At 67.8% G+C, this 18,971-nt stretch carries 19 protein-coding genes; 5 read left to right on the forward strand and 14 right to left on the reverse strand.

The annotated features are described in order from the left end of the window. Positions 1 to 21 precede the first annotated feature (21 nt). On the forward strand, positions 22 to 1,515 hold the full coding sequence (locus FQV39_RS16610; RefSeq protein WP_149131291.1) for an MDR family MFS transporter: 1,494 nt from the start codon (positions 22 to 24) through the stop codon (positions 1,513 to 1,515). A gap of 135 nt (positions 1,516 to 1,650) precedes the next feature. Continuing rightward, positions 1,651 to 2,214 carry a DUF1269 domain-containing protein gene (locus FQV39_RS16615; protein WP_149131292.1) on the forward strand — a complete coding sequence of 188 codons (564 nt, stop codon included), beginning with the start codon at positions 1,651 to 1,653 and terminating at the stop codon, positions 2,212 to 2,214. A 137-nt stretch (positions 2,215 to 2,351) separates the two neighbouring features. On the opposite strand, the gene dapD is transcribed toward FQV39_RS16615, so the two are convergent. From dapD to FQV39_RS16650, 7 genes are all read right to left on the reverse strand, one after another. Next, on the reverse strand, positions 2,352 to 3,194 hold the full coding sequence (gene dapD, locus FQV39_RS16620) for a 2,3,4,5-tetrahydropyridine-2,6-dicarboxylate N-succinyltransferase (protein WP_149131293.1): 843 nt from the start codon (positions 3,192 to 3,194) through the stop codon (positions 2,352 to 2,354). Positions 3,195 to 3,254: 60 nt separating this feature from the next. Continuing rightward, positions 3,255 to 4,013 (reverse strand): precorrin-6A synthase (deacetylating), encoded by a 759-nt coding sequence (gene cobF, locus FQV39_RS16625; protein WP_149131294.1) that lies wholly within the window; start codon positions 4,011 to 4,013, stop codon positions 3,255 to 3,257. Positions 4,014 to 4,066: 53 nt separating this feature from the next. Next, positions 4,067 to 4,354, reverse strand: coding sequence for a hypothetical protein (locus tag FQV39_RS16630; RefSeq protein WP_149131295.1), 288 nt, complete (start codon positions 4,352 to 4,354; stop codon positions 4,067 to 4,069). A 19-nt stretch (positions 4,355 to 4,373) separates the two neighbouring features. After that, positions 4,374 to 4,658 carry a hypothetical protein gene (locus tag FQV39_RS16635; protein WP_149131296.1) on the reverse strand — a complete coding sequence of 95 codons (285 nt, stop codon included), beginning with the start codon at positions 4,656 to 4,658 and terminating at the stop codon, positions 4,374 to 4,376. 156 nt (positions 4,659 to 4,814) lie between these two features. Then, entirely contained in the window at positions 4,815 to 5,594 is a 780-nt protein-coding gene (locus FQV39_RS16640) for a VOC family protein (RefSeq protein WP_149131297.1), read from the reverse strand. 24 nt (positions 5,595 to 5,618) lie between these two features. After that, the gene (locus tag FQV39_RS16645) at positions 5,619 to 6,605 is read right to left on the reverse strand and encodes a TRAP transporter substrate-binding protein (RefSeq protein WP_149131298.1); all 987 of its coding nucleotides are present in this window, start codon (positions 6,603 to 6,605) and stop codon (positions 5,619 to 5,621) included. A 69-nt stretch (positions 6,606 to 6,674) separates the two neighbouring features. After that, positions 6,675 to 7,274, reverse strand: coding sequence for a nitroreductase family protein (locus FQV39_RS16650; RefSeq protein ID WP_149131299.1), 600 nt, complete (start codon positions 7,272 to 7,274; stop codon positions 6,675 to 6,677). A gap of 273 nt (positions 7,275 to 7,547) precedes the next feature. On the opposite strand from FQV39_RS16650, the gene FQV39_RS16655 reads away from it, so the two are divergent. Beyond that, positions 7,548 to 8,450, forward strand: coding sequence for an aldose 1-epimerase family protein (locus FQV39_RS16655; protein WP_149131300.1), 903 nt, complete (start codon positions 7,548 to 7,550; stop codon positions 8,448 to 8,450). Between the two features lie 12 nt (positions 8,451 to 8,462). Here FQV39_RS16655 and FQV39_RS16660 read toward each other — a convergent pair whose 3' ends face one another. From FQV39_RS16660 to FQV39_RS16685, 6 genes are all read right to left on the reverse strand, one after another. Continuing rightward, positions 8,463 to 10,052, reverse strand: coding sequence for an ABC transporter substrate-binding protein (locus FQV39_RS16660; protein WP_149131301.1), 1,590 nt, complete (start codon positions 10,050 to 10,052; stop codon positions 8,463 to 8,465). 56 nt (positions 10,053 to 10,108) lie between these two features. After that, complete coding sequence (locus FQV39_RS16665) at positions 10,109 to 11,617, reverse strand: serine hydrolase domain-containing protein (protein ID WP_149131302.1); 1,509 nt, start codon at positions 11,615 to 11,617, stop codon at positions 10,109 to 10,111. A gap of 11 nt (positions 11,618 to 11,628) precedes the next feature. Continuing rightward, positions 11,629 to 12,786, reverse strand: coding sequence for an amidohydrolase (locus FQV39_RS16670; RefSeq protein WP_149131303.1), 1,158 nt, complete (start codon positions 12,784 to 12,786; stop codon positions 11,629 to 11,631). A gap of 128 nt (positions 12,787 to 12,914) precedes the next feature. Continuing rightward, positions 12,915 to 13,130: a hypothetical protein gene (locus FQV39_RS16675; RefSeq protein ID WP_149131304.1), complete on the reverse strand. Its 216-nt coding sequence runs from the start codon at positions 13,128 to 13,130 to the stop codon at positions 12,915 to 12,917. Between the two features lie 151 nt (positions 13,131 to 13,281). Further along, a complete protein-coding gene (locus FQV39_RS16680; protein ID WP_149131305.1) occupies positions 13,282 to 14,022 on the reverse strand; it encodes a M48 family metallopeptidase in 741 nt (246 codons plus the stop codon). 56 nt (positions 14,023 to 14,078) lie between these two features. Beyond that, positions 14,079 to 15,380 (reverse strand): polyhydroxyalkanoate depolymerase, encoded by a 1,302-nt coding sequence (locus FQV39_RS16685; protein WP_149133887.1) that lies wholly within the window; start codon positions 15,378 to 15,380, stop codon positions 14,079 to 14,081. Between the two features lie 286 nt (positions 15,381 to 15,666). On the opposite strand from FQV39_RS16685, the gene FQV39_RS16690 reads away from it, so the two are divergent. Beyond that, positions 15,667 to 17,019, forward strand: coding sequence for an ActS/PrrB/RegB family redox-sensitive histidine kinase (locus FQV39_RS16690; RefSeq protein ID WP_149131306.1), 1,353 nt, complete (start codon positions 15,667 to 15,669; stop codon positions 17,017 to 17,019). 89 nt (positions 17,020 to 17,108) lie between these two features. Further along, a complete protein-coding gene (locus FQV39_RS16695; protein ID WP_149131307.1) occupies positions 17,109 to 17,672 on the forward strand; it encodes an ActR/PrrA/RegA family redox response regulator transcription factor in 564 nt (187 codons plus the stop codon). A gap of 73 nt (positions 17,673 to 17,745) precedes the next feature. Here the strand turns inward: FQV39_RS16695 and FQV39_RS16700 are convergent, their stop codons facing one another. Beyond that, positions 17,746 to 18,924, reverse strand: coding sequence for an MFS transporter (locus tag FQV39_RS16700; protein WP_149131308.1), 1,179 nt, complete (start codon positions 18,922 to 18,924; stop codon positions 17,746 to 17,748). Positions 18,925 to 18,971: the final 47 nt, after the last annotated feature.

Consider the following 18,971-nt stretch of genomic DNA (forward strand, 5'->3'; position numbering starts at 1 on the left):
GCAGTCTCAATCACGGTTTCCATGGACAAGCGGCTCGACGCACCGGCCCAGGCCGCATCGCTGACCCCTGCCGATATCCGCTCGATCCTGATCGGCGTCATGCTGGCGCTGTTCCTGGCCGCGCTCGACCAGACCATCGTCGCGACCGCGCTGCCGACGATCGGCCGCGAGCTCAACGACGTCACGCATCTGTCCTGGGTCGTCACCATTTACCTGCTGGCCTCGACCGCCGTGACGCCGCTCTACGGCAAGCTCGCCGATATCCACGGGCGGCGGGTGGTCCTGCTCTCCGGCATCGCCGTCTTCGTCGTCGGGTCGATCGCCTGCGCGCTCGCCCCGTCGCTCTGGCTGCTGGTGCTGGCGCGTTTCATCCAGGGGCTCGGCGGCGGCGGGTTGATCGCGCTTGCCCAGACCATCGTCGCCGACATGGTGCCGCCCAAGGAGCGCGGACGCTATCAGGTCTATTTCGCCAGCGTCTTCATGTCGTCCTCCCTCCTCGGCCCGGTCCTCGGCGGCGTGATGGCGGAGCAGCTACACTGGTCGGTGATCTTCTGGATCAACGTCCCGCTCGGGCTCGTTGCCTACTGGATGACGAGCTCTGCGCTGAAGCGCCTGCCGCGCCATGAGCGCCCCCACACGCTCGACGTGCTCGGCGCCGTGCTGATGACGCTGGGAACCGTGTCGCTGCTGCTGGCGCTCTCCTGGGGCGGCACCGCCTATCCCTGGCGCTCCCTGCCGATCGCCGGGCTGGTCGGTGTCTCCCTGGCGCTCTGGGCGCTCTTCGCCTGGCGGCTGCGGACGGCCTCCGAGCCGCTGATTCCGCTCGACCTGCTCGGCAATCGCGTCGTACGGCGCGGCACGGTCGCAGCCGGTTTCGGCATGGGCACCTTCATCGGCCTGACGATCTATCTGCCGCTCTATTTCGAGACGGTGATGGGGATGAGCGCCACCCATTCCGGCCTGGGCCTCCTGCCGCTCACCTGTGGCACGGTTGTCGGCGCGACGAGCTCCGGCCGGGCCATGTCGCACCTGACGAACTACAAGCGCGTGCCGCTGGTCGGCCTCTTCGTCGCCCTTGCCGGCACGGCCGTGCTGGCCATCTTCTCGGGGCAGCTCCCGCTTTTGGTCTTCTCCGTGATCCTCGCCGTCGTCAGCATCGGCTTCGGCACGCTGCTGCCGGTCGCGACCGTCTCGATCCAGAATGCCGTCCACCCGCATCAGCTCGGCACGGCGACCGCGGTGGCCAATTTCTTCCGCCAGATCGGCGGAGCGCTGATCGTCGCGGTCTTCGGCGCGATCGTGCTCGGCGGCGTCGGTGGGCCCACCGCGCAGCTCTCGCCCGAGGCGCTGAAGCTTGGCACGGTCGATCGCGAGACGATGGTGACGCTGTTCCGCTATGTCTTCGGCGCAGCAAGCCTCGGCTTCGCCTGCGCCCTGATCTCGCTCGCCCGCATGGAGCAGCTGCCGCTGCGCGGCCGGTCGATCGAGGCAGCCAAGGCCGTCGGAGGCGAGTAGAGCCGAATCCGATCAGGTTGAACGAACCTGATCGGAAAACGGTCTCTGACGGAACCGAAAGCGTCGCTGTGCGTTGCCTTGTGCCTGTCATCCGCACGGGTCAGCATGCCAGCATCCGCAGCAGGAGTTCCCGCCATGTCCGATCTCGTCGTCATCGTGTATCCGACCGAGGCCCGCGCCGAAGAGATGCGCCAGAAGCTCATCGGCCTGCAGAAGGAATATCTGATCGAGATCGGGGATGCCGCCATCGCGGTGATGCAGGAAGGCGGCAAGGTGAAGCTGAACCAGCTGCTCAACACCACGGCGATGGGTGCGGTCTCCGGCTCGTTCTGGGGGCTGCTGATCGGCGCGATCTTCCTGATGCCGATCTTCGGGGCGGCGCTCGGTGCGGCCTCCGGCGCGCTCGGCGGCGCCCTGACCGACTACGGCGTCGACGACAAGTTCATGAAGGATCTGTCGAGCAGCCTGCAGCCCGGCAACGCCGCGCTCTTCGTGCTGGTCAAGAAGGTGACCGGCGACAAGGTGCTGGAGGCGATCCGCGGCACCGGCGGCACCGTGCTCAAGACCTCGCTCGACCACACGCAGGAACAGAAGCTGCGCGATGCGCTCGCCGACGCCCATGGTGCGACGCCCCCGGCGGCCCACACGCCGCCCGAGCCCTATCCGCAGGGAACGGGTGCGCCATCGCCGGTGGGTTGAGACAGCCACGCATCGTCATTCCGGACAAGCCGCTTTAGCGGCGCCGATCCGGAATCCATCGAAGAGCGCAGCACTCTATGATGGATTCCGGGCCTACGCTTCGCTTCGCCCGGAATGACGGCGTTGTATGAGAAAGTTCAGTCCCTGAGCAGCTCGTTGATGCCGGTCTTGGAGCGGGTCTGTGCATCGACGGTCTTGACGATGACGGCGCAGGAGAGCGCCGGGCCCGGCGTGCCGTCCGGGAAGGGCTTGCCCGGCAGCGAACCCGGCACCACCACCGAATAGGGCGGCACCTTGCCGATATGGACCTGGCCGGAGGCGCGGTCGACGATCTTGGTCGAGGCCGAGATGAAGACGCCCATCGAGAGCACCGAACCCTCGCCGACGATCACGCCCTCGACCACCTCCGAGCGGGCGCCGATGAAGCAGTTGTCCTCGATGATGGTCGGGTTGGCCTGCAGCGGCTCGAGCACGCCGCCGATGCCGACGCCGCCCGATAGGTGTACATTTCGGCCGATCTGGGCGCAGGAACCGACCGTCGCCCAGGTGTCGACCATGGTGCCGCTGTCGACATAGGCACCGATATTGACGAAGGACGGCATCAGCACGACGCCGGAGGCGATGAACGAGCCCTTGCGCGCGGCGGCCGGCGGCACGACGCGGAAGCCGGCGGCGCGGAAGCGGTTCTCGCCCCAGCCCTCGAACTTCGACGGCACCTTGTCCCAGAACACGCCTTCGCCGGGACCGTTGGCGATGATCATGTTGTCGGTGAGGCGGAAGGAGAGCAGCACCGCCTTCTTCAGCCACTGATGGACGATCCAGTCGGCGCCTTGCTTTTCGGCGACGCGGGCCTGGCCGGAATCGAGCATCTCGATCGCCTGCTCGACCGCATCGCGCACGGCGCCCTTGGTCGACACGCCGATCTCGGCCCGGTTCTCCCAGGCGGCGTCGATGGTGGCGGCGAGATCGGCGAGGGACATCGGGCAGCTCCAGCGCTTCTGAAAGATCGGCGCGAGCGATGGCGGATGCGGCGCCTCGCGTCAAGCCGGGCGGCGGCGCAGCAGATAAGTATCCATGATCCAGCCATGGCGGGCACGGGCCTCGGCGCGAACCCGCGCAATCTCGGCGGAGAGTTCGGCGAGCGGCCCGGCGCGCAGAATCTCGTCCGGCGTGCCGAGATAGGCCCCCCAGAAGATGTCGAGATCCGCGGGAGCGACCTTCGCGAAGGCCTGCTCGCCATCGAGCATGACGACGACGCTGTCCTGATCAGCCGGGAAGCCCGCCGCCAGCCTTCGCCCCGTGGTGATCAGGATCGGCGCGCCGATCGTATTGAGCGGGATGCGGTGGCGCGCGGCCAGTACCTGGATGCTGCTGATGCCGGGATAGACCTGCCAGTCGAGGCTAAGGCCGGAGGCCGCGACGCGCTCCATGATGCGCAGGGTGCTGTCGTAGAGCGCAGGATCTCCCCAGACCAGCAGCGCGCCGGTCTGCCCCTCGGCCAGCTCCGCTTCGAAGAGGGCGCGGTAGCGCGCGGCGATGCGCTCGTGCCAGTCATCGACCACACCGTGATAGTCGCTGCCGGCCTCGGCCCGGCGCGGGATGTCGACGGGAACGGTGCGGTAGTCCGGCCTGCGAATGAAGCGCGCGCAGATGCCTTCGCGCAGGGCCCGCAACGACGCCTTTTCCTCGCCCTTGTCGGGGATGAACAGAGCATCGGCGCGATTCAGCGCCGCGATCGCCTCGATCGTCATATGGTCGGGATTGCCGGCCCCGATGCCGATGATGAGGATATTGCGCATGCCGTCCCGAGGGTTCGCAGCGGCTTAGCATGGCCTGAGCGCGGAATGCGAGATCAGGCCCGGCCGAGCACGGCCATGCCGGCGAGGTCCGGCTGTGGAGTGGACGCCGCGCTCAGCGCCAGCGCCGCCTGAAGCGCCTCCAGATCCGCCTGGAGGCGCGGCCGCCAGCCGCAAGGGCATGGCTGATCGCCGCAATGAGCATCCGCCACCTCTCTGTAGACAGAACCGACCGCATGCGCCGCCAGCTCGATCAGGGCGAGAGGCGGCAGCCGAGTATCGTGGAGCGCCGCGCAAAAAGCCGTCAGCACCGCCTGCCGGATCTCGGCACGGGCGGCTTCCAACGATTCGGCGCTCCCCTGATCAGGCCGCACGATCGATGCCCTTCATGGCGGCATGGAGGCGCTTTGGCGGCCCCTGTACGGGTTTGGGCCCCTGCTCGGGCAGCGTGACCGCGAGCAGCTCGACAAGCCGTTGCATGCGTGGCGGCAGTGCCGCATCGGCAGCGAGATCGCCCGGCCCCTTGGCGAGAGCGAGCGCCCGGCGCAGCTCCGGCCGGCTTGCACCCGTGCGGACGATTTCGCGAATGATGATCTCGTCGATCCGGCCGATCGTGGCCGCGACATCGACCTCGGTGACTCCACCCATTCCGGTCCCTCCGTCGGTTGATTCACTGATCGCGAGGGAGAGATAGGCAGGCAGGCGATTCGATGCAAGCCTTTGTTATTACTAAATAAATAGAACGATTCGAAGGTAACGGGCCACTGTCGCCCGCAAGCGTGACCGGAAAATGACGCCGCCGGCTCAGCGATCGCGGACGATTTCCAGACGGGCGCCATGGGCAAGGCCGATATCGAGCGCCACGTCGTCGGGGCCATAGAAGGAGACCGCATAAATGCCCTGGCCACGGGCAATGAGATGCGCCGCCGGAGCGGCTGCGGCGGAAGCGCGCGGCTCCACCAGCGAGAGGGTCTGGCGTTCGATACGGAACTGGACGAGGCCGAAACCCAGCCCCGGAAGGCCGCCCGTCGCGAGCGGTTCGCGACCGAGCAAGGCCCGATAGCGCGCCGTCGAGCTCACGAGATCCTGAACGGCGACCGTGACGCCCGCGACCCCGGTGACACCGTTCGGGTGACGACGTGCCGCACCGGGCGGGACGCGCAGGTCGCGCGGCGTGACGTCGGTGACGAGGAAGGGAATGTCCGGCTCGGGCGGGCGTGCCGAGCGCCAGGCGATGCGCGCGCCGTCCGGCTGGAGCCGGCCGCCGTCGATCGGCCCGTCCATGACGATGCCGGCGGCGCGGGCGCGGGCGAGATCGGCCTGGAAATCATCCGGCAGCACGGCATAGTCGACGAGGCCGGGGCCGGCGCGGTCCAACACCTGCCACCAGCGGAAATCCGGCACCGGCCGCGGGAAGGCGATGATCTCGAGATAGGCGCCGTCCTCGAACACGACGAGCGCATTGCGCGAGCCGCGCGGATGCTCGCCACCCGGCAGCACGGTAAAACCGAGCGCGGCATAGTTCCGCATGGCCGCATCGAGATCGGTGACGGCAATGACGATATGGTCGATCGAAAGCGGCATGGCTGTCGTCCTGCGATGCGGTGATCAGGCGCTCTGCGCGATGGCTTCGATCTTTGCCATGCCGCCAAGCTGGGGCGCAAAGCTCGCCCAGACCTTGCGGGCACCGTCCTGCCAGCCGGCGCGGTCCTCGGCCGGCACGGTCCTGCCGCCTTCGGAAGCGGCCTTGGCCATCGAAGCCGCCTCGTCGGCCAGCATCAGCTCGTCGAAATAGGCTGTTCCCTCGGCCACGGCCGCGGCCAGCGCCTCACGGTCGGACGGCGTCAGCGCCTTCCAGAACGGCGCGGCGAACATCACGACGCCGGTCGCCCAGATATGGCCGGTCTCGATCAGGACCGGCACGACCTCATGCAGCCGGAAGCCGACATAGGCAGATTTGGTCAGGTCCATGCAGTCGACCACGCCAGTCTTCAGCGCGTTGTAGGTCTCGGGGATCGGGATCGGTGTCGGATAGGCGCCAAAGCCCGACCACAGTGCGGTGTGGAGCGGACTCTGGATGACGCGGATGCGCTTGCCCTTGACGGAGGCGGGCGTCGTCAGCGGCTCCTTGGCCAGCAGATGGCGGGCGCCGTAGTTGATGAAGCCGGGCACGACGAAGCCCTGCGCCTCGTAGCGCGCCTTGAGCTCGCCCCCGAGCGGGCCTGCCAGAACCCGGCCGAGATGGTCGCGATTGCGGAAGAGGAAGGGCAGGTCGAGGATCTGCCCCTCCGGCACCCAGCCGGACAAAGACGAGACCGTCGAGAGCGCCGCCTGGATGGAGCCGAGGCGCAGGCCCTCGGCGACCTCCTTCTCGCCGCCAAGCGCGGCATTGGGCACGATCCGCAGGTCGAAACGTCCGGGCGCAGAGCGCGCCAGGATCTCGGCGACGCGCCGCCAGATCTTCGTCTCCGGCTTGTCCTCGCCGAGCAGCGAGGCGACGGTGACCGGCCGGCCGGCGGCGAAAGCCTGCCCGCCCTTCAGGATGGCGGGCGCGGCGAGAGAGCCGGCGGCGAATTGGCGGCGGGTGATCAGCAAGGGCTTGCCTCCTTCGGCACTGCCGCGGGATCGCGCGAATCGCGGCCCGCGGCAAGAGGCGCCTGCAGCTCAGGCGCCGAAGGCGCCCTCGAAGGCGGTCGCCGAGATCGGATTGCGCTGGCTTGGCGTCTCGCGGGACTGCAAGGCTTCCGGCAGCTGCGCCTTGTCGCCGGGCTTGCCGATGGCGACGGCCGCCTCGACGCGGTAGCCGGCCGGCACCTTCAGCTCCGACAGCGCCCGCTCGCGGTCGAAGCCGACCATGCCATGCGCCTGCCAGCCGAGCCGCACGGCCTGGAGGGCGAGATTGGCCCAGGCAGCGCCGGCATCGAAGGAATGGCTATGGGACGGCACTTCCTCGGCCTTGCCGGGCACCGCCATGGTTTCCTTCGAGACGATGACGACGAGAGCCGCCGCATTCTTCGCCCAGGACTGGTTGAACTCGTTGAGCAGGCCGAGCAGCGTCTGCCAATGCGCCGTGCCGCGGCGGGCATAGATGAAGCGCCAGGGCTGCGAATTATAGGAGGACGGCGCCCAGCGCGCCGCCTCGAACAGTGCCTTCAGCTCAGCTTCGGAAATGATCTCATCGGTGAAGGCGCGCGGCGACCAACGCTCTAGGAAGAGCGGATCGATCGCGTGATCGGCGGTGCGGCTGTTGATGGTGCTGGTCATCGGAAATCCTGACGGCATGAACGAAACCCGGCGTACGGTACGCCACGGCTGGGGCGCCCCGCGGAGGCTCTCGGCAGGATCGACATGAGCGAAAGAGGGGTCAAGGAAAGGAACAACCTTAAAAGGACCCGTTTCGACAACGCGTCACCTGCCGGGCGGAGCCGGCGGAGAACGATGCTGCTTTTGCATGGATTCCGGGGAATGCAGGATCACGCCTGCGTGATATGCAGGACAGACCGGTTTGCGAGATCGCGGCCACCGGCGGAGACGACGATGACGGACACCCATGAGATTGCCTCCGGCCGGCTGCGGGCGACGATCCGGGCACAGGGCGGCGAGCTGATCGCGTTGTCCGATGCGAATGGGCCGCTGCTCTGGCATGGCGGGCCGGAATGGCCGCGCCACGCGCCCGTGCTCTTCCCGATCGTCGGACGGCTTACTGAGGACACGCTGATCCACGAAGGCCGATCTTATCATCTGACACAGCACGGCTTCGCCCGCGACAGCCTGTTCCAGTGGATCGAACGGACGCCCGATCGCGCCGTGCTGAAATTGCGCGAGAGCGCGGAGACGCTGGCACGCTACCCGTTCCGCTTCGTGCTGCAGATGATCTACGAGTTTGCCGGCGACACGCTTTCGGTGACGACGCGCGTCATCAACCCAGCCGAGACGACGCTGATCTGCGGCGTCGGCGCCCACCCGGCCTTCCTGTGGCCCTTGGCGGAGGGCGTCGCGAAGGAGGCCCACGGCCTCAGCTTCCTTCAAGTCGAGCCCGGACCGGGCCTCGGCGTCGAAGGCGGGCTGCTCGGCCCGGCGATCCCGCTGCCTTTCGACGGCACCGAGCTGCCACTCGCGGAGGCGCTGTTCGCCAATGATGCGATCGTGATCCCGGACGTGGCCAACCACTCGGTACGTTTCGCCGCGCTCGACGGGTCAGGGCGAGAGCGGCGCGCCCTCACCGTTAGCTGGGAGGGCTACAAGGATCTCGGCATCTGGTCGAAGCCGACCGGCGCGCCCTTCCTCTGCATCGAACCCTGGTTCAGCATGGCAAGCCCGATCGGCTGGCAGGGCGAATTCGCGGAAAAGCCCGGTATCCTGGCGCTAGCGCCGAGCGAAAGCCGCGATTTCGTCTGGCGTGCCACGCCGCATTTCATCCCGACGGCTCCGTCGGGATGAACCGCCGCCGCGTCACTTCTTCTCGATGTTCCAGAACAGCATGACCGGCGCCGCCAGCACGCCGGCGACGTTGGTCCGGCGGGCATAGGGCTGGTCGAACTGGCCGAGCACGCGATAGGGCTGCACCTCGGCAAGGCGCTTGTGCAGCGCTTCGAGCGCGATCTTGCGGCTGGCGTCATCGGGTGCATCGACGAAGGCGCCGCGCAGCTTCTCCGCCTCGGCATCGCAGGGCCAGCCGGCCCAGGCGCGCTCGCAGGCCATGTTGGTGCCGATATTGGTCAGCGGCGACTGCATGGTCGCGCCCGAGGCATAGGTGACGAAGAGATTCCAGCCGCCCTGGTCCGGCGGGCTCTTGTTCTGCTGGCGCGTGGTGACGGCGCCCCAATCCGCGAACTGCACATCGACATTGAAGCCGACTTCCTTCAGCGAAGCGGCCGCGACCTCGGCCATGCGGCCGATCGGGGCGATGTCGTTGCTGGTCGAGAGAACCAGCTTCTCGCCCTTATAGCCGCTCTCCTTGAGCAGCTGGCGCGCCTTCGCGAGATCGGGCTTGGCATAACCCTCCGCGCCGGCCGCGATGCCGTTCGGGCTGCCGCAGACGAAATAGGCGTTGCAGCGCTTCCACCATTCCTCATCGCCGAAACCGGCAGCGAGGAAATCGGCCTGATCAGTGGCATAGGCCAGAGCGAGCCGCGCTTTCGGATTATCGAAGGGCGGGTAGAGGTGGTTCGGCCGCAGCATCACCTGATTGGCGAGGTTGGAATAGCGCTCGACCTTGACCTGGTTGTTGGCCGAGACGACCGGGATCAGGTCCTGGCTCGGCTGCTCCCAGATGTCGATCTCGCCGGTCTGAAGCGCGGCGGCGGCCGTAGCGGCGTCCGGCATGATCAGCCATTCGACGCGATCGACCTTGACGACGCGGCCGCCTGCGAGGCCATCGGCCGGCTCGGAGCGCGGCACATAGTCGGGATTGCGGTCGTAGACGATCTTCGAGCCGCTGCGCCATTCCTCCCGGTTGAACCTGAACGGGCCGGAGCCGATCGTCTCGGTGATCGGCTTCATCGGATCGCTCTTGGCGTCCGCCTCGCGCATGATCACCGGGATCTGGCCGACGGCCGAGCCGAGCGCGAAAGGCACGAGCGCCAGCGGGCGCTTGAGCTTGAGCTTGAAGGTCCTGTCGTCGACCGCCTCCATGCCCTCGGTGTATTCGCCGAGCTTGCCGCCGATGGTGTCGCGCTTCATCCAGCGGGCGAGCGAGGCAATCACGTCCTTGGTGGTCACCGGCTGGCCGTCATGGAACTTGAGGCCGGGGCGCAGCGTGAAGCTCCAGATCAGCTTGTCCGGCGAGGTCTCGAAACTCTCGACCATCTGCGGCTTCGGCTGAAGGTTCGAATCCCAGGCGAAGAGGGTCTCGTAGATCATCAGCCCGTGCATGCGGGTGATGACGATCGAGGCCGCGACGGGATCGAGCGTCTTGAGATCGGCATGCGGCGCGACGCGCAGCACGCGGTTCGCGGCAGGCTGCGCCTGGGCGGCGGCCGGCAAAGGCAGCAAGGCGGACGCCGTCAAAAGCAGCGCGGCAGCGAAACGGGGCAGTTGCATCGAAACGTCCTCCTCCATCGTCATCGGCCCGGCTGCATCGCTCGCGCAGAGCGGTGCTAGCCGACGCGCTTCATTTGCAAAATCCTTGCCCGGTGCCCGGCGACCCGCAAGCCGCCAGCGCCATCGAGCCAGAGGCAGGGCCGCGACCGCCAGGGGCCGTGCAACAGATCGGCCAGCGCCCGGCCGTTCGGCAATGGCGTCAGCCGCGAGAGCATGCCGCCGGAGGGCCAAGGCATCAGCGCGGTACCGTCCGCCCGGATCTCGATCTGCGTCCCGAAATGCGGATCGCGCCACTGACCGATGAGCCGGTCATCGAGCGCCGTATCGGCCGGCACGCGCCGCAACGAACGCTGCACGCCGCCGATCAGGCCGGACAAGCAGTCCGCCCCTTCCTGCCGAAGGCGGATGTCGAGATAGGCCGGCAGGCTACGCAGCCCGCCCGCGCCGTCCGCGACAAGGCGCTCATAGCCGCCCATGAAGCTGATCGAATCCCGCGTGAATTCCGCCCAGAACGGGCCCTTTTCTGTGACGAAGAGTCCGGTTGGTGCGTCGGCCGGCGCGGGCAGTTCCTGCCCGAGCAGCGCCGCCAGCACCGTCATGGCGGGCCAGAGCGCCTCTTCCTCGCGATTGGTCAGCACCACGACGCCGGCGCCATGGGCCGGGGCCATCAGGAAGTGGTTGCGATAGCCGGTGAGCGAGCCGCCATGACCGACGATCTCGGTCTCGCCGAGGCGGCTGCAGACCAGCCCGAGCCGATAGACGCTTGCGCTGCCATCCGCGAAATGGCGCGGTATCGTCAGGCGTTCGAGCATGCCAGCGAGCGGCCCGCGCCCCGCGAGCAGGGCGGAGGCCCAGCCGGCGAGATCGGCAGCGGAGCCAGCGATGCCGCCCGAGGCGGAGAAATGGAAGCCGTAATGGCCGCGCCGCCAGGCCGCGCCGTCGCGCCAATAGCCCGTGGCGAGACAGGGGACGATCTCGGCAGCGTCATAGGGCAGCCGGAAGGCAAGGCCGAGCTCGCCGGACAGTTCCGTGACGATATCGCTATAGGACCGGCCGGTGACGCGCTCGAGGATGCGCTGCCCGAGCCGCCAGCCGGTGTTGGAATAGGCCATCTCCGTACCGGGCTCGGCGCTCAGCGACGGAAAGCGGCGGGCGAGCGCGAAGACCTCGTCGGCGCTCAGCGTCGCCGTGAAGGGCACGCCCTGCTGCCAGAAAGCTTCCATCATGTCCGGCAGGCCGCCGGTCATGTCGAGGGCCCGGCATAGCTCGACCGCGGCGAGCGGCGCTGGCAGCTCGGTCAGCCAGTGGCCGAGCGGGGCATCGAGCGGCACGCCCGCACGCAGCAACGCGATCGCCAGCACATGCTTGCTGATCGAGGCGAAGCGGTTCGGCGTCTGCGGCGTGAAGGGCAGCTGGTAGTCGATGCTGGCGAGGCCGCCGGCAAAGGCCTCGCGCACCCCGTCACGATCAAACAGCACGACGGCGCCGCCGGGCCCGGCCTCGCGCTGCCAGTTCGCGGCGATTTCGTTCGCGCGCGCAGCGGCGCGTGTCCAGTCCAGAGCCATCCGCCTTGTCCTCAGGCTCGCGGAGCTTCGCCGACGAGATTGCGCAGCGCCCGCATGAAGACGCGCGCGCCGGTGTCGATCGCATCGTCGGGGAAGTCGAAATCGGGGTTGTGCAGATGGGCGGTGTCGCCCGAGCCGAGCAGGAACATCGCCGACTTAGCCTTGCGGCCGAACAGGCCGAAATCCTCCGAACCGCGGGACGGCTTGGTCGGGCCGTGCGGCACCTTCTCCTCGTCCATCGCCCGGCGCAGCATGGCGACGGCCTCGGGCTCGTTCTCGCAGTGGTGGAAGATGTCGTGATAGCTCATCTCGGCGTCGAGGCTGCCGGCCGCCGCGACCTCGCGCACCAGCGCCTCGGCCTTCTCGCAGAGCGCGCCCATCTGGGCATCGTTGACGGTGCGCAGCGTCACCCAAAGCTCACCGCGGCCGGGCGCGATGCCAAAGGCCGGCTCGCCGATCCCGGCATGGGTGACGGTGACCAGTGCGAAATTCGCATCGAGTTCGCCGCCCGGGCCGAGTGCGGTCAGTTCAGGGATGAGGCGGGCGATGGCCGGGGCCGGCGAGCGGCCGTGCTCGGGCGTCGAGGCATGCGAGGTCTCGCCGTTGAGGACGATCCTGAGGCCGCGCGAGGCGCAGTTGGCGGCGCCTTCCGAGATGCGGGCATGGCCGATCGGAACGCCGGGACGATTATGCAGCGAGAAAGCGTAGTCCGGCGCGATCTCGGCGAATTTCGGATCAGCGATCACAGCAGCGGCGCCGGCGCCGGTCTCTTCTGCCGGCTGGAACAGCAGGATGGCGCGGCCGCGTTTGGGCGGGTTGCGGTGAAGCCCGCGCGCCAGCCCGGCGAGGATGGTCATGTGACCATCATGGCCGCAGAGATGGCCCTTGCCGGGAATTTCGGAGCGATGATCGCTGGTCGAAAGCTCCTCGATCGGCAGCGCGTCGAGTTCGGCGCGGATCAGGACGGTCGGGCCAGGCTCGGCGCCCTCATAGATCGCGGCGACGCCATGGCCGCCGAGTTCGGAGATGATACGGTCGGGCTGCGTCGGCTTCAGAAACGCGACGATGGTGGCGGCGGTCTCGCGTTCCTCGCCCGAAATCTCAGGCCTCCGATGCAGCCGATGCCTGAGATCGACGAGATCGACCATATCGCTGTTGGTCAGGAACACGGATGAGCCTCCCGGGCTTGTGACCGGCGGACCACCGGCTCTTTCCCGCAGAGGTTCGACAATTCATCCGCTTCGGCAACCCGCGCCGTCGCCGGGGGCGGCATGCGCGGGCGCGATGCCGACCCGAATCAGTTGCCGAGCTCGGCCTCGACCTCGGCGTCGAAAGCCTGCGCAAGCATGGCGCGGCAAGCTTCGGCCTGCGCGCGGGCGCTGTCGAGCGCGATGTGCGGCATGATTTCCGCGAGATCGCGGAGCGCAAAGTCCACCGCCGAAAGCAGACCGAGCACGGGCTCGGGCGCGGCGGAGGGCTGTTGCGGGCGGCGGAACGCTATGACCTGACCCATAGGCTTACTCACACTGAAGGCGAATCGGCCTTCAGTGTGCGGGCGCAGGCTTCAGAAAGTGGTTAACGGCGAAATTGCGGCGGAGAGGCCTTTGTTTCATCGCATCTTCTTCACGCGAACCGGTATCCACTTCGCTCGAAAATGCTCTCGGTCAACCATAACCATGCAGGCTGGCGCCGTGGCGTTTCAGCCAGGCCTCCGCCTCCTCGGTATGCGGGCAGAGCTTGTGGGTCAGTGCCCAGAAACGATGAGAGTGGTTCATCTCCTTGAGATGCGCCACCTCATGGGCCGCAAGATAGTCGAGCACCGAGGCCGGTGCGAGAATCAGTCGCCAGGAGAAGTTGAGATGCCCCTGCGAGGAGCAGGAGCCCCAGCGGCTCGTGGTGTCGCGGATGGTGATCTTGCGGGCGGGGATGCCGAGCGCCGCAGTGTGGCGCCGCACCGCCTTCTCCAGATCCTCGAGCGCGAGCCGCCGCAGGAAATCCTTGACCCGGCGCGGGACATGCGCCGCCTCGCCGGCGACCGCGATGATCGGGGCGCCGTCCTTGTCCTGCGTCGCCTGGGTGAGCCCGCGCGCCTTCGACCAGTGGACGATGCGGTGAGGGACGCCGCGCAGGGGAATGCTCTGCCCCGGCTCGAACAGCACCGCCAATGGGCGCTTCGCGATGCGCGCCGCGATCCAGCCGCCATGATTCTCGGCAAAGGTCCGGCCCGCGGCGAAGTCGGCCCGCTCGGGCAGCGTCAGGGTGATCTCGCCGGTCGCCTGCGAGACGCGCAGCGTCATCCGCCGCGCATTGGCACGCCGCTTGACGAGAACGGGATAGGGCGTGCCGGCGTGGACGACCTCGATCCGGTCGGGGTCCGGCTGGCGCCTGAACAGGGAGATGCGCATCGCCCGCGATTGTGCGGGATTCGCGGGCGATGGGAAAGAGAGACCCTTATTCCCCGTCAGCCGACGACCTTCAGAGCCTTGCGCTGCTCGCTGGCGCTGTCGCTACGGCGGCCCTTGGCCGCCTCCATGTCGAGGCTGACCATGAAATCGGAGATGCGCGGCTGGATCTCGGCGCGGAAGCGCGAGCCGTTGAACACGCCGTAATGGCCGACCTTGGGTTGGAGATAATGGACGCGCTTCTCGGCGGAGATGTTGACGCAGAGATCATGCGCCGCCTTGGTCTGGCCGACGCCGGAGATGTCGTCGTTCTCACCCTCGACCGTCATCAGCGCGACACGGCGGATAGCCTTGAGGTCGACCGGCTTGTCGCGATGCATCATCTCGCCCTTGGGCAGCGCATGCTTGACGAAGACGGTGTCGACCGTCTGCAGGTAGAACTCCGCCGTCAGGTCCATCACCGCGAGGTACTCGTCGTAGAACTCACGATGCTTCTCGGCCGAATCGCCATCCCCGCCGACGAGATGCTTGAACATGTCGTAATGGGCGGTGACGTGGCGGTCGATGTTCATCGCCATGAAGCCCGAGAGCTGCATGAAACCCGGATAAACCTGCCGGAAAGCACCCATATGCGGGAAGGGCACGACGGTGATGCAGTTGCGGCGGAACCAGTCGGTGCCGCGCTCCATCGCAAGCTGGTTCACGGCGGTCGGCGAGCGGCGGGTATCGATCGGCCCGCCCATCAGCGTCATCGAGCGCGGGGCGCAGGAGTCGCCCTCTGCCTCCATGCGGGCGACCGCGGCGATCACCGGCACCGAAGGTTGGCAGATCGCCATGACATGGGTGTCCGGCCCCAGCGTCTGCAGCATGGCGATGACGTAGTCGATATAATCGTCGAGATCGAAACGGCCCTCAGTCAGCGGCACCAGCCGTGCATCAGTCCAGTCGGTGATGTAGACCTCATGGCCGGGCAGGAAGGCCTCGACCGTGCCGCGCAGCAGCGTGGCATAGTGGCCCGACATCGGCGCCACCAGCAGCACCTTGGGCTGCGGCTTGCGCCGGCCCGGAATCTTGCGATCGAAATAGACGAGCTTGCAGAAGGGGCGCTCCCAGACGACCCGCTCCTCGACCGCCACCTTGACGCCGTTGATCGTCGTCTCGTCGAGACCGAAGGCCGGCTTGCCGTAGCGGCGCGTGACGCGCTCGAACAATTCGCAGGAGGCTGCGACCGTGCGACCGAGGGGGGTATAGGTCAGCGGATTGGCCGGGTTCTTGAAAGCGAGGTGCATCGCATCGGAGACCCCGCGCACCGGGCTCACCATCATGTGAACCGCTTCGTAGGCATGATAGGCAAACGACATGGTGGCACCGTACATGCGATCGAGTGTCCTTCTGGCGGCGCAGCAAGCAATGATGCGTCGCAATAACGCACCTTACGTTGATTTTGTTCTCATTCAATCCAGCTAAAGGCTAAGATTCTCCTGCCATGTGGATGAAACCGTCATTCCCGCTCCCAGATCGCCGCGCGTCCCGTCGGATGCGAGGTGGCGATCGAGCCCTTGGTTTGAGCATCGGATTTCTCCGAAAAGTGGATTCCACTTTTCGGTCCGATGCTCTAGCGGGAGCCGCGCAGGAGGCCGATCAACGGTGAGCGCCTCGGACCTCTCGACGCCCCTTCTCGCCCGCACGGGTCGCCATTTGCGGCTCGACACGCTGGTCCGGCTGCGCTGGCTCGCCATCGCCGGGCAGAGCGCAGCCGTCGCCGGCGTGCATTTCGGCCTCGGCTTCCCCCTGCCCTTCGGCTGGTGCTTCACCATCATCGCCGTCTCGGCCTGGCTCAATATCGCGCTGCGGATCCGCTTCCCGCTCAGTCACCGGCTGCAGGACGGCCCGGCGACGGCACTGCTCGGCTTCGACATCGTCCAGCTTGCGGCCCTGCTCTTCATGACCGGCGGGCTGCAGAACCCGTTCGCGATCCTGTTCCTGGCGCCGGTGATGATCTCGGCGACGGCACTGCCGCCGCAACGCACCCTGCTGCTCGGCCTGCTGGCGATGATCCTGGCGACCCTGCTCAGCCGCTTCCACCTGCCGCTGCCCTGGGCGGGCGCCGACCGGCCTGTGCTGCCGCCGTTTTATCAGCTCGGCAACTGGGTCGCGCTCGTGCTCGGCCTCGCCTTCACCGGCATCTATGCCTGGCGCGTCGCCAAGGAGGCGCGCGACCTCTCGGACGCGCTCGCCGCGACCGAACTCGTCCTGGCGCGCGAGCAGCATCTGTCCCAGCTCGATGGGCTCGCCGCCGCCGCCGCCCATGAGCTCGGCACCCCGCTCGGCACCATCGCGCTGGTCGCGCGCGAGCTCACCCGCCTCGCCCCACCGGATGGCGAGATGGCGGAGGATATCGCGCTGCTGCGCGAGCAGGTCGAACGCTGCCGCGGCATCCTCGGCAAGCTCTCCAGCCTGCAGGACGACGATGCCGGCCCTCTGGATCAATTGACGCTGCGTCTGCTGATCGAGGAAGCGGCGGGGCCGCAACGGCCCTTCGGCGTGCCCTTCGAGATCTCCATGACCGGCGACAAGCCGGAGCCGGTCTGCCGGCGCAATCCCGGCATGATCTACGGCCTCGGCAACATCGTCGACAATGCGGTCGACTTCGCCCGCTCGACCGTGACGATCGCGGCAGAGTGGACACAGAGCCGCGTCGTGTTGACGATTGCTGACGATGGACCGGGCTTCCCGCCCGACGTGCTGATGCGGGCGGGCGAGCCCTATCTCTCGCGCGGCAGCGGCGAGGGCCGTGCCGGCGGCGGGCTCGGGCTCGGGCTTTTCATCGCCAAGACGCTACTCGAGCGTGGCGGCGCGACGCTGGAATTCTCGAACCGGCCTGCCCCGGCGAGCGGCGCCTCGATCCGCATCGTCTGGCCCCGTGACATTTTTGAAGCGGATCTGCCCGCCATTGGGGGTACCAAGCCGGAAGCATCGGTATTACATGAGCTTAGCTGAGCGCAAGCCCGAGAGGGCCTGCGGCCGGCGTTTCGAAACCTCACTTCGCGCCACCGCAGCGCGCATGGACAAGCGGTCAGGAGATCAAAATGCAGGATGCGCCGAGCGAGACCGGCAGGCCCGAGAGTGCGGACATGTCGCTGTTGCTGGTCGATGACGACAAGCCTTTCCTCACCCGCCTCGCCCGCGCCATGGAAGGCCGCGGCTATGTGGTCCGCACTGCCGACAGCGTCGCCGCCGGGCTCGCTGCCGTGGAGGAATCTGCCCCGGCCTTCGCCGTGATCGATCTCCGTCTCGGTGACGGCAACGGGCTCGACGTGATCGCCCGGCTCAAGGAGCGCCGGCCGGAAGCCCGCGGCGTTGTCCTCACCGGCTATGGCAACATCGCCACCGCCGTCAGCGCCGTGAAACTCGGTGCCTTCGACTTCCTCGCCAAGCCGGCCGATGCCGACGAAATCCATGCGGCGCTCGCGGCCGCGCGCGATGCCCGGCCGCAGCCGCCCGAGAACCCGATGTCGGCGGATCGTGTCCGCTGGGAGCATATCCAGCGCGTCTACGAATTGTGCAGCCGCAACGTCTCCGAGACGGCGCGCCGCCTCGGCATGCACCGGCGCACGCTCCAGCGCATCCTCGCCAAGCGCGCCCCGCGCTGATCCGACGATCGAATGCAGAAAGCCCGCCGGACGGCATGTCCGGCGGGCTTTTGCTTGTTGAGCTGTTTTCGCGTCAGGTCGCGTTAGCGGGGACGAGGCGGGCCGAGCGCCGGTCGAGCGCCACGGCGAAGGCGGCGAGGCCGAGCGCAACCAGCGGAACGACAGCCGCGACCGGCGCGATGGCGCCATAACCCAGCCCCTGCGTGATGACCGCGCCGCCGAGCCAGGCGCCGAAGGCGTTGCCGAGGTTGAAGGCGGCGATGTTCAGGCTCGACGCCAGCCCCTGCCCGGCCCCGCCGGCCTGCTGCAGCACCCACATCTGCAGCGGCGCGACAGTCGCGAAGGCCGCAGCACCCAGCGCGAAGGCCGCGATCACGGCGCCGACCTGGCTGTAGAAGGCGAGGCCCGAGGCGAACATCGCCACCGTCAGCAGCGCGATGGTACCGATCAGCGCCGGGGCGAGGTTGCGGTCGGCCCAGCGCCCGCCGAGCAGATTGCCGACGACGAGCCCGGCTCCGAAGACGAGCAGGATCGGCGAGACCGCCGCCTCGCTGAAGCCGGCGAGCTCGACCAGGATCGGCTGGATGAAGGTGAAGACCGCGAAGATGCCGCCGAAGCCGAGCACGGTCATCACGAGGCCGAGCTGGACCTGCGGGCGCGCCAGCACCTTGAACTCCTCGGCGAGCGAGCCGGGGACGACACGCTCGCGGTCCGCCGGGACGAGCGTAGCGAGGACGATGAAGGCGAGCACGCCGATGCCGGTCACGGCCCAGAAGGTCGAACGCCAGCCGAAGGCGAGGCCGAGCCAGGAGCCGAAGGGCACGCCGAGCAGCGTCGCGATCGTCAGGCCGGTGAACATCAGGGCGATGGCCGAGGCCTTGCGCTCCGGGGCGACGAGGCTGGTCGCCACGAGCGAGCCGACGCCGAAGAAGGTGCCATGCGCCAGCGCGGTCACGATACGCGCCGACATCAACCAGGCGAAGCTCGGCGCCAGCGCAGCGGCGAGATTGCCGAGGGTGAAGATCGCCATCAGCACCAAGAGTGTCGTCTTGCGCGGCAAAGAGCGGGTCGCGATCGTCAGCACGGGCGCGCCGACGAAGACGCCGAGCGCATAACCGGTCATCAGCAGGCCGGCGAGCGGCACGCTGATGCCGAGATCGCTGGAGACCTGCAGCAGCAGGCCCATGATCACGAATTCGGTGACGCCGATGCCGAAGGCACCGACGGTGAGAGCATAAAGGGCAATGGGCATGAGATGCCTCCGGGAATGTTCGGGCCCGGAGATAGCGCCGCTCGCGG

It is taken from the genome of Bosea sp. F3-2 (assembly GCF_008253865.1).
Classification (GTDB): Bacteria; Pseudomonadota; Alphaproteobacteria; order Rhizobiales; family Beijerinckiaceae; genus Allobosea.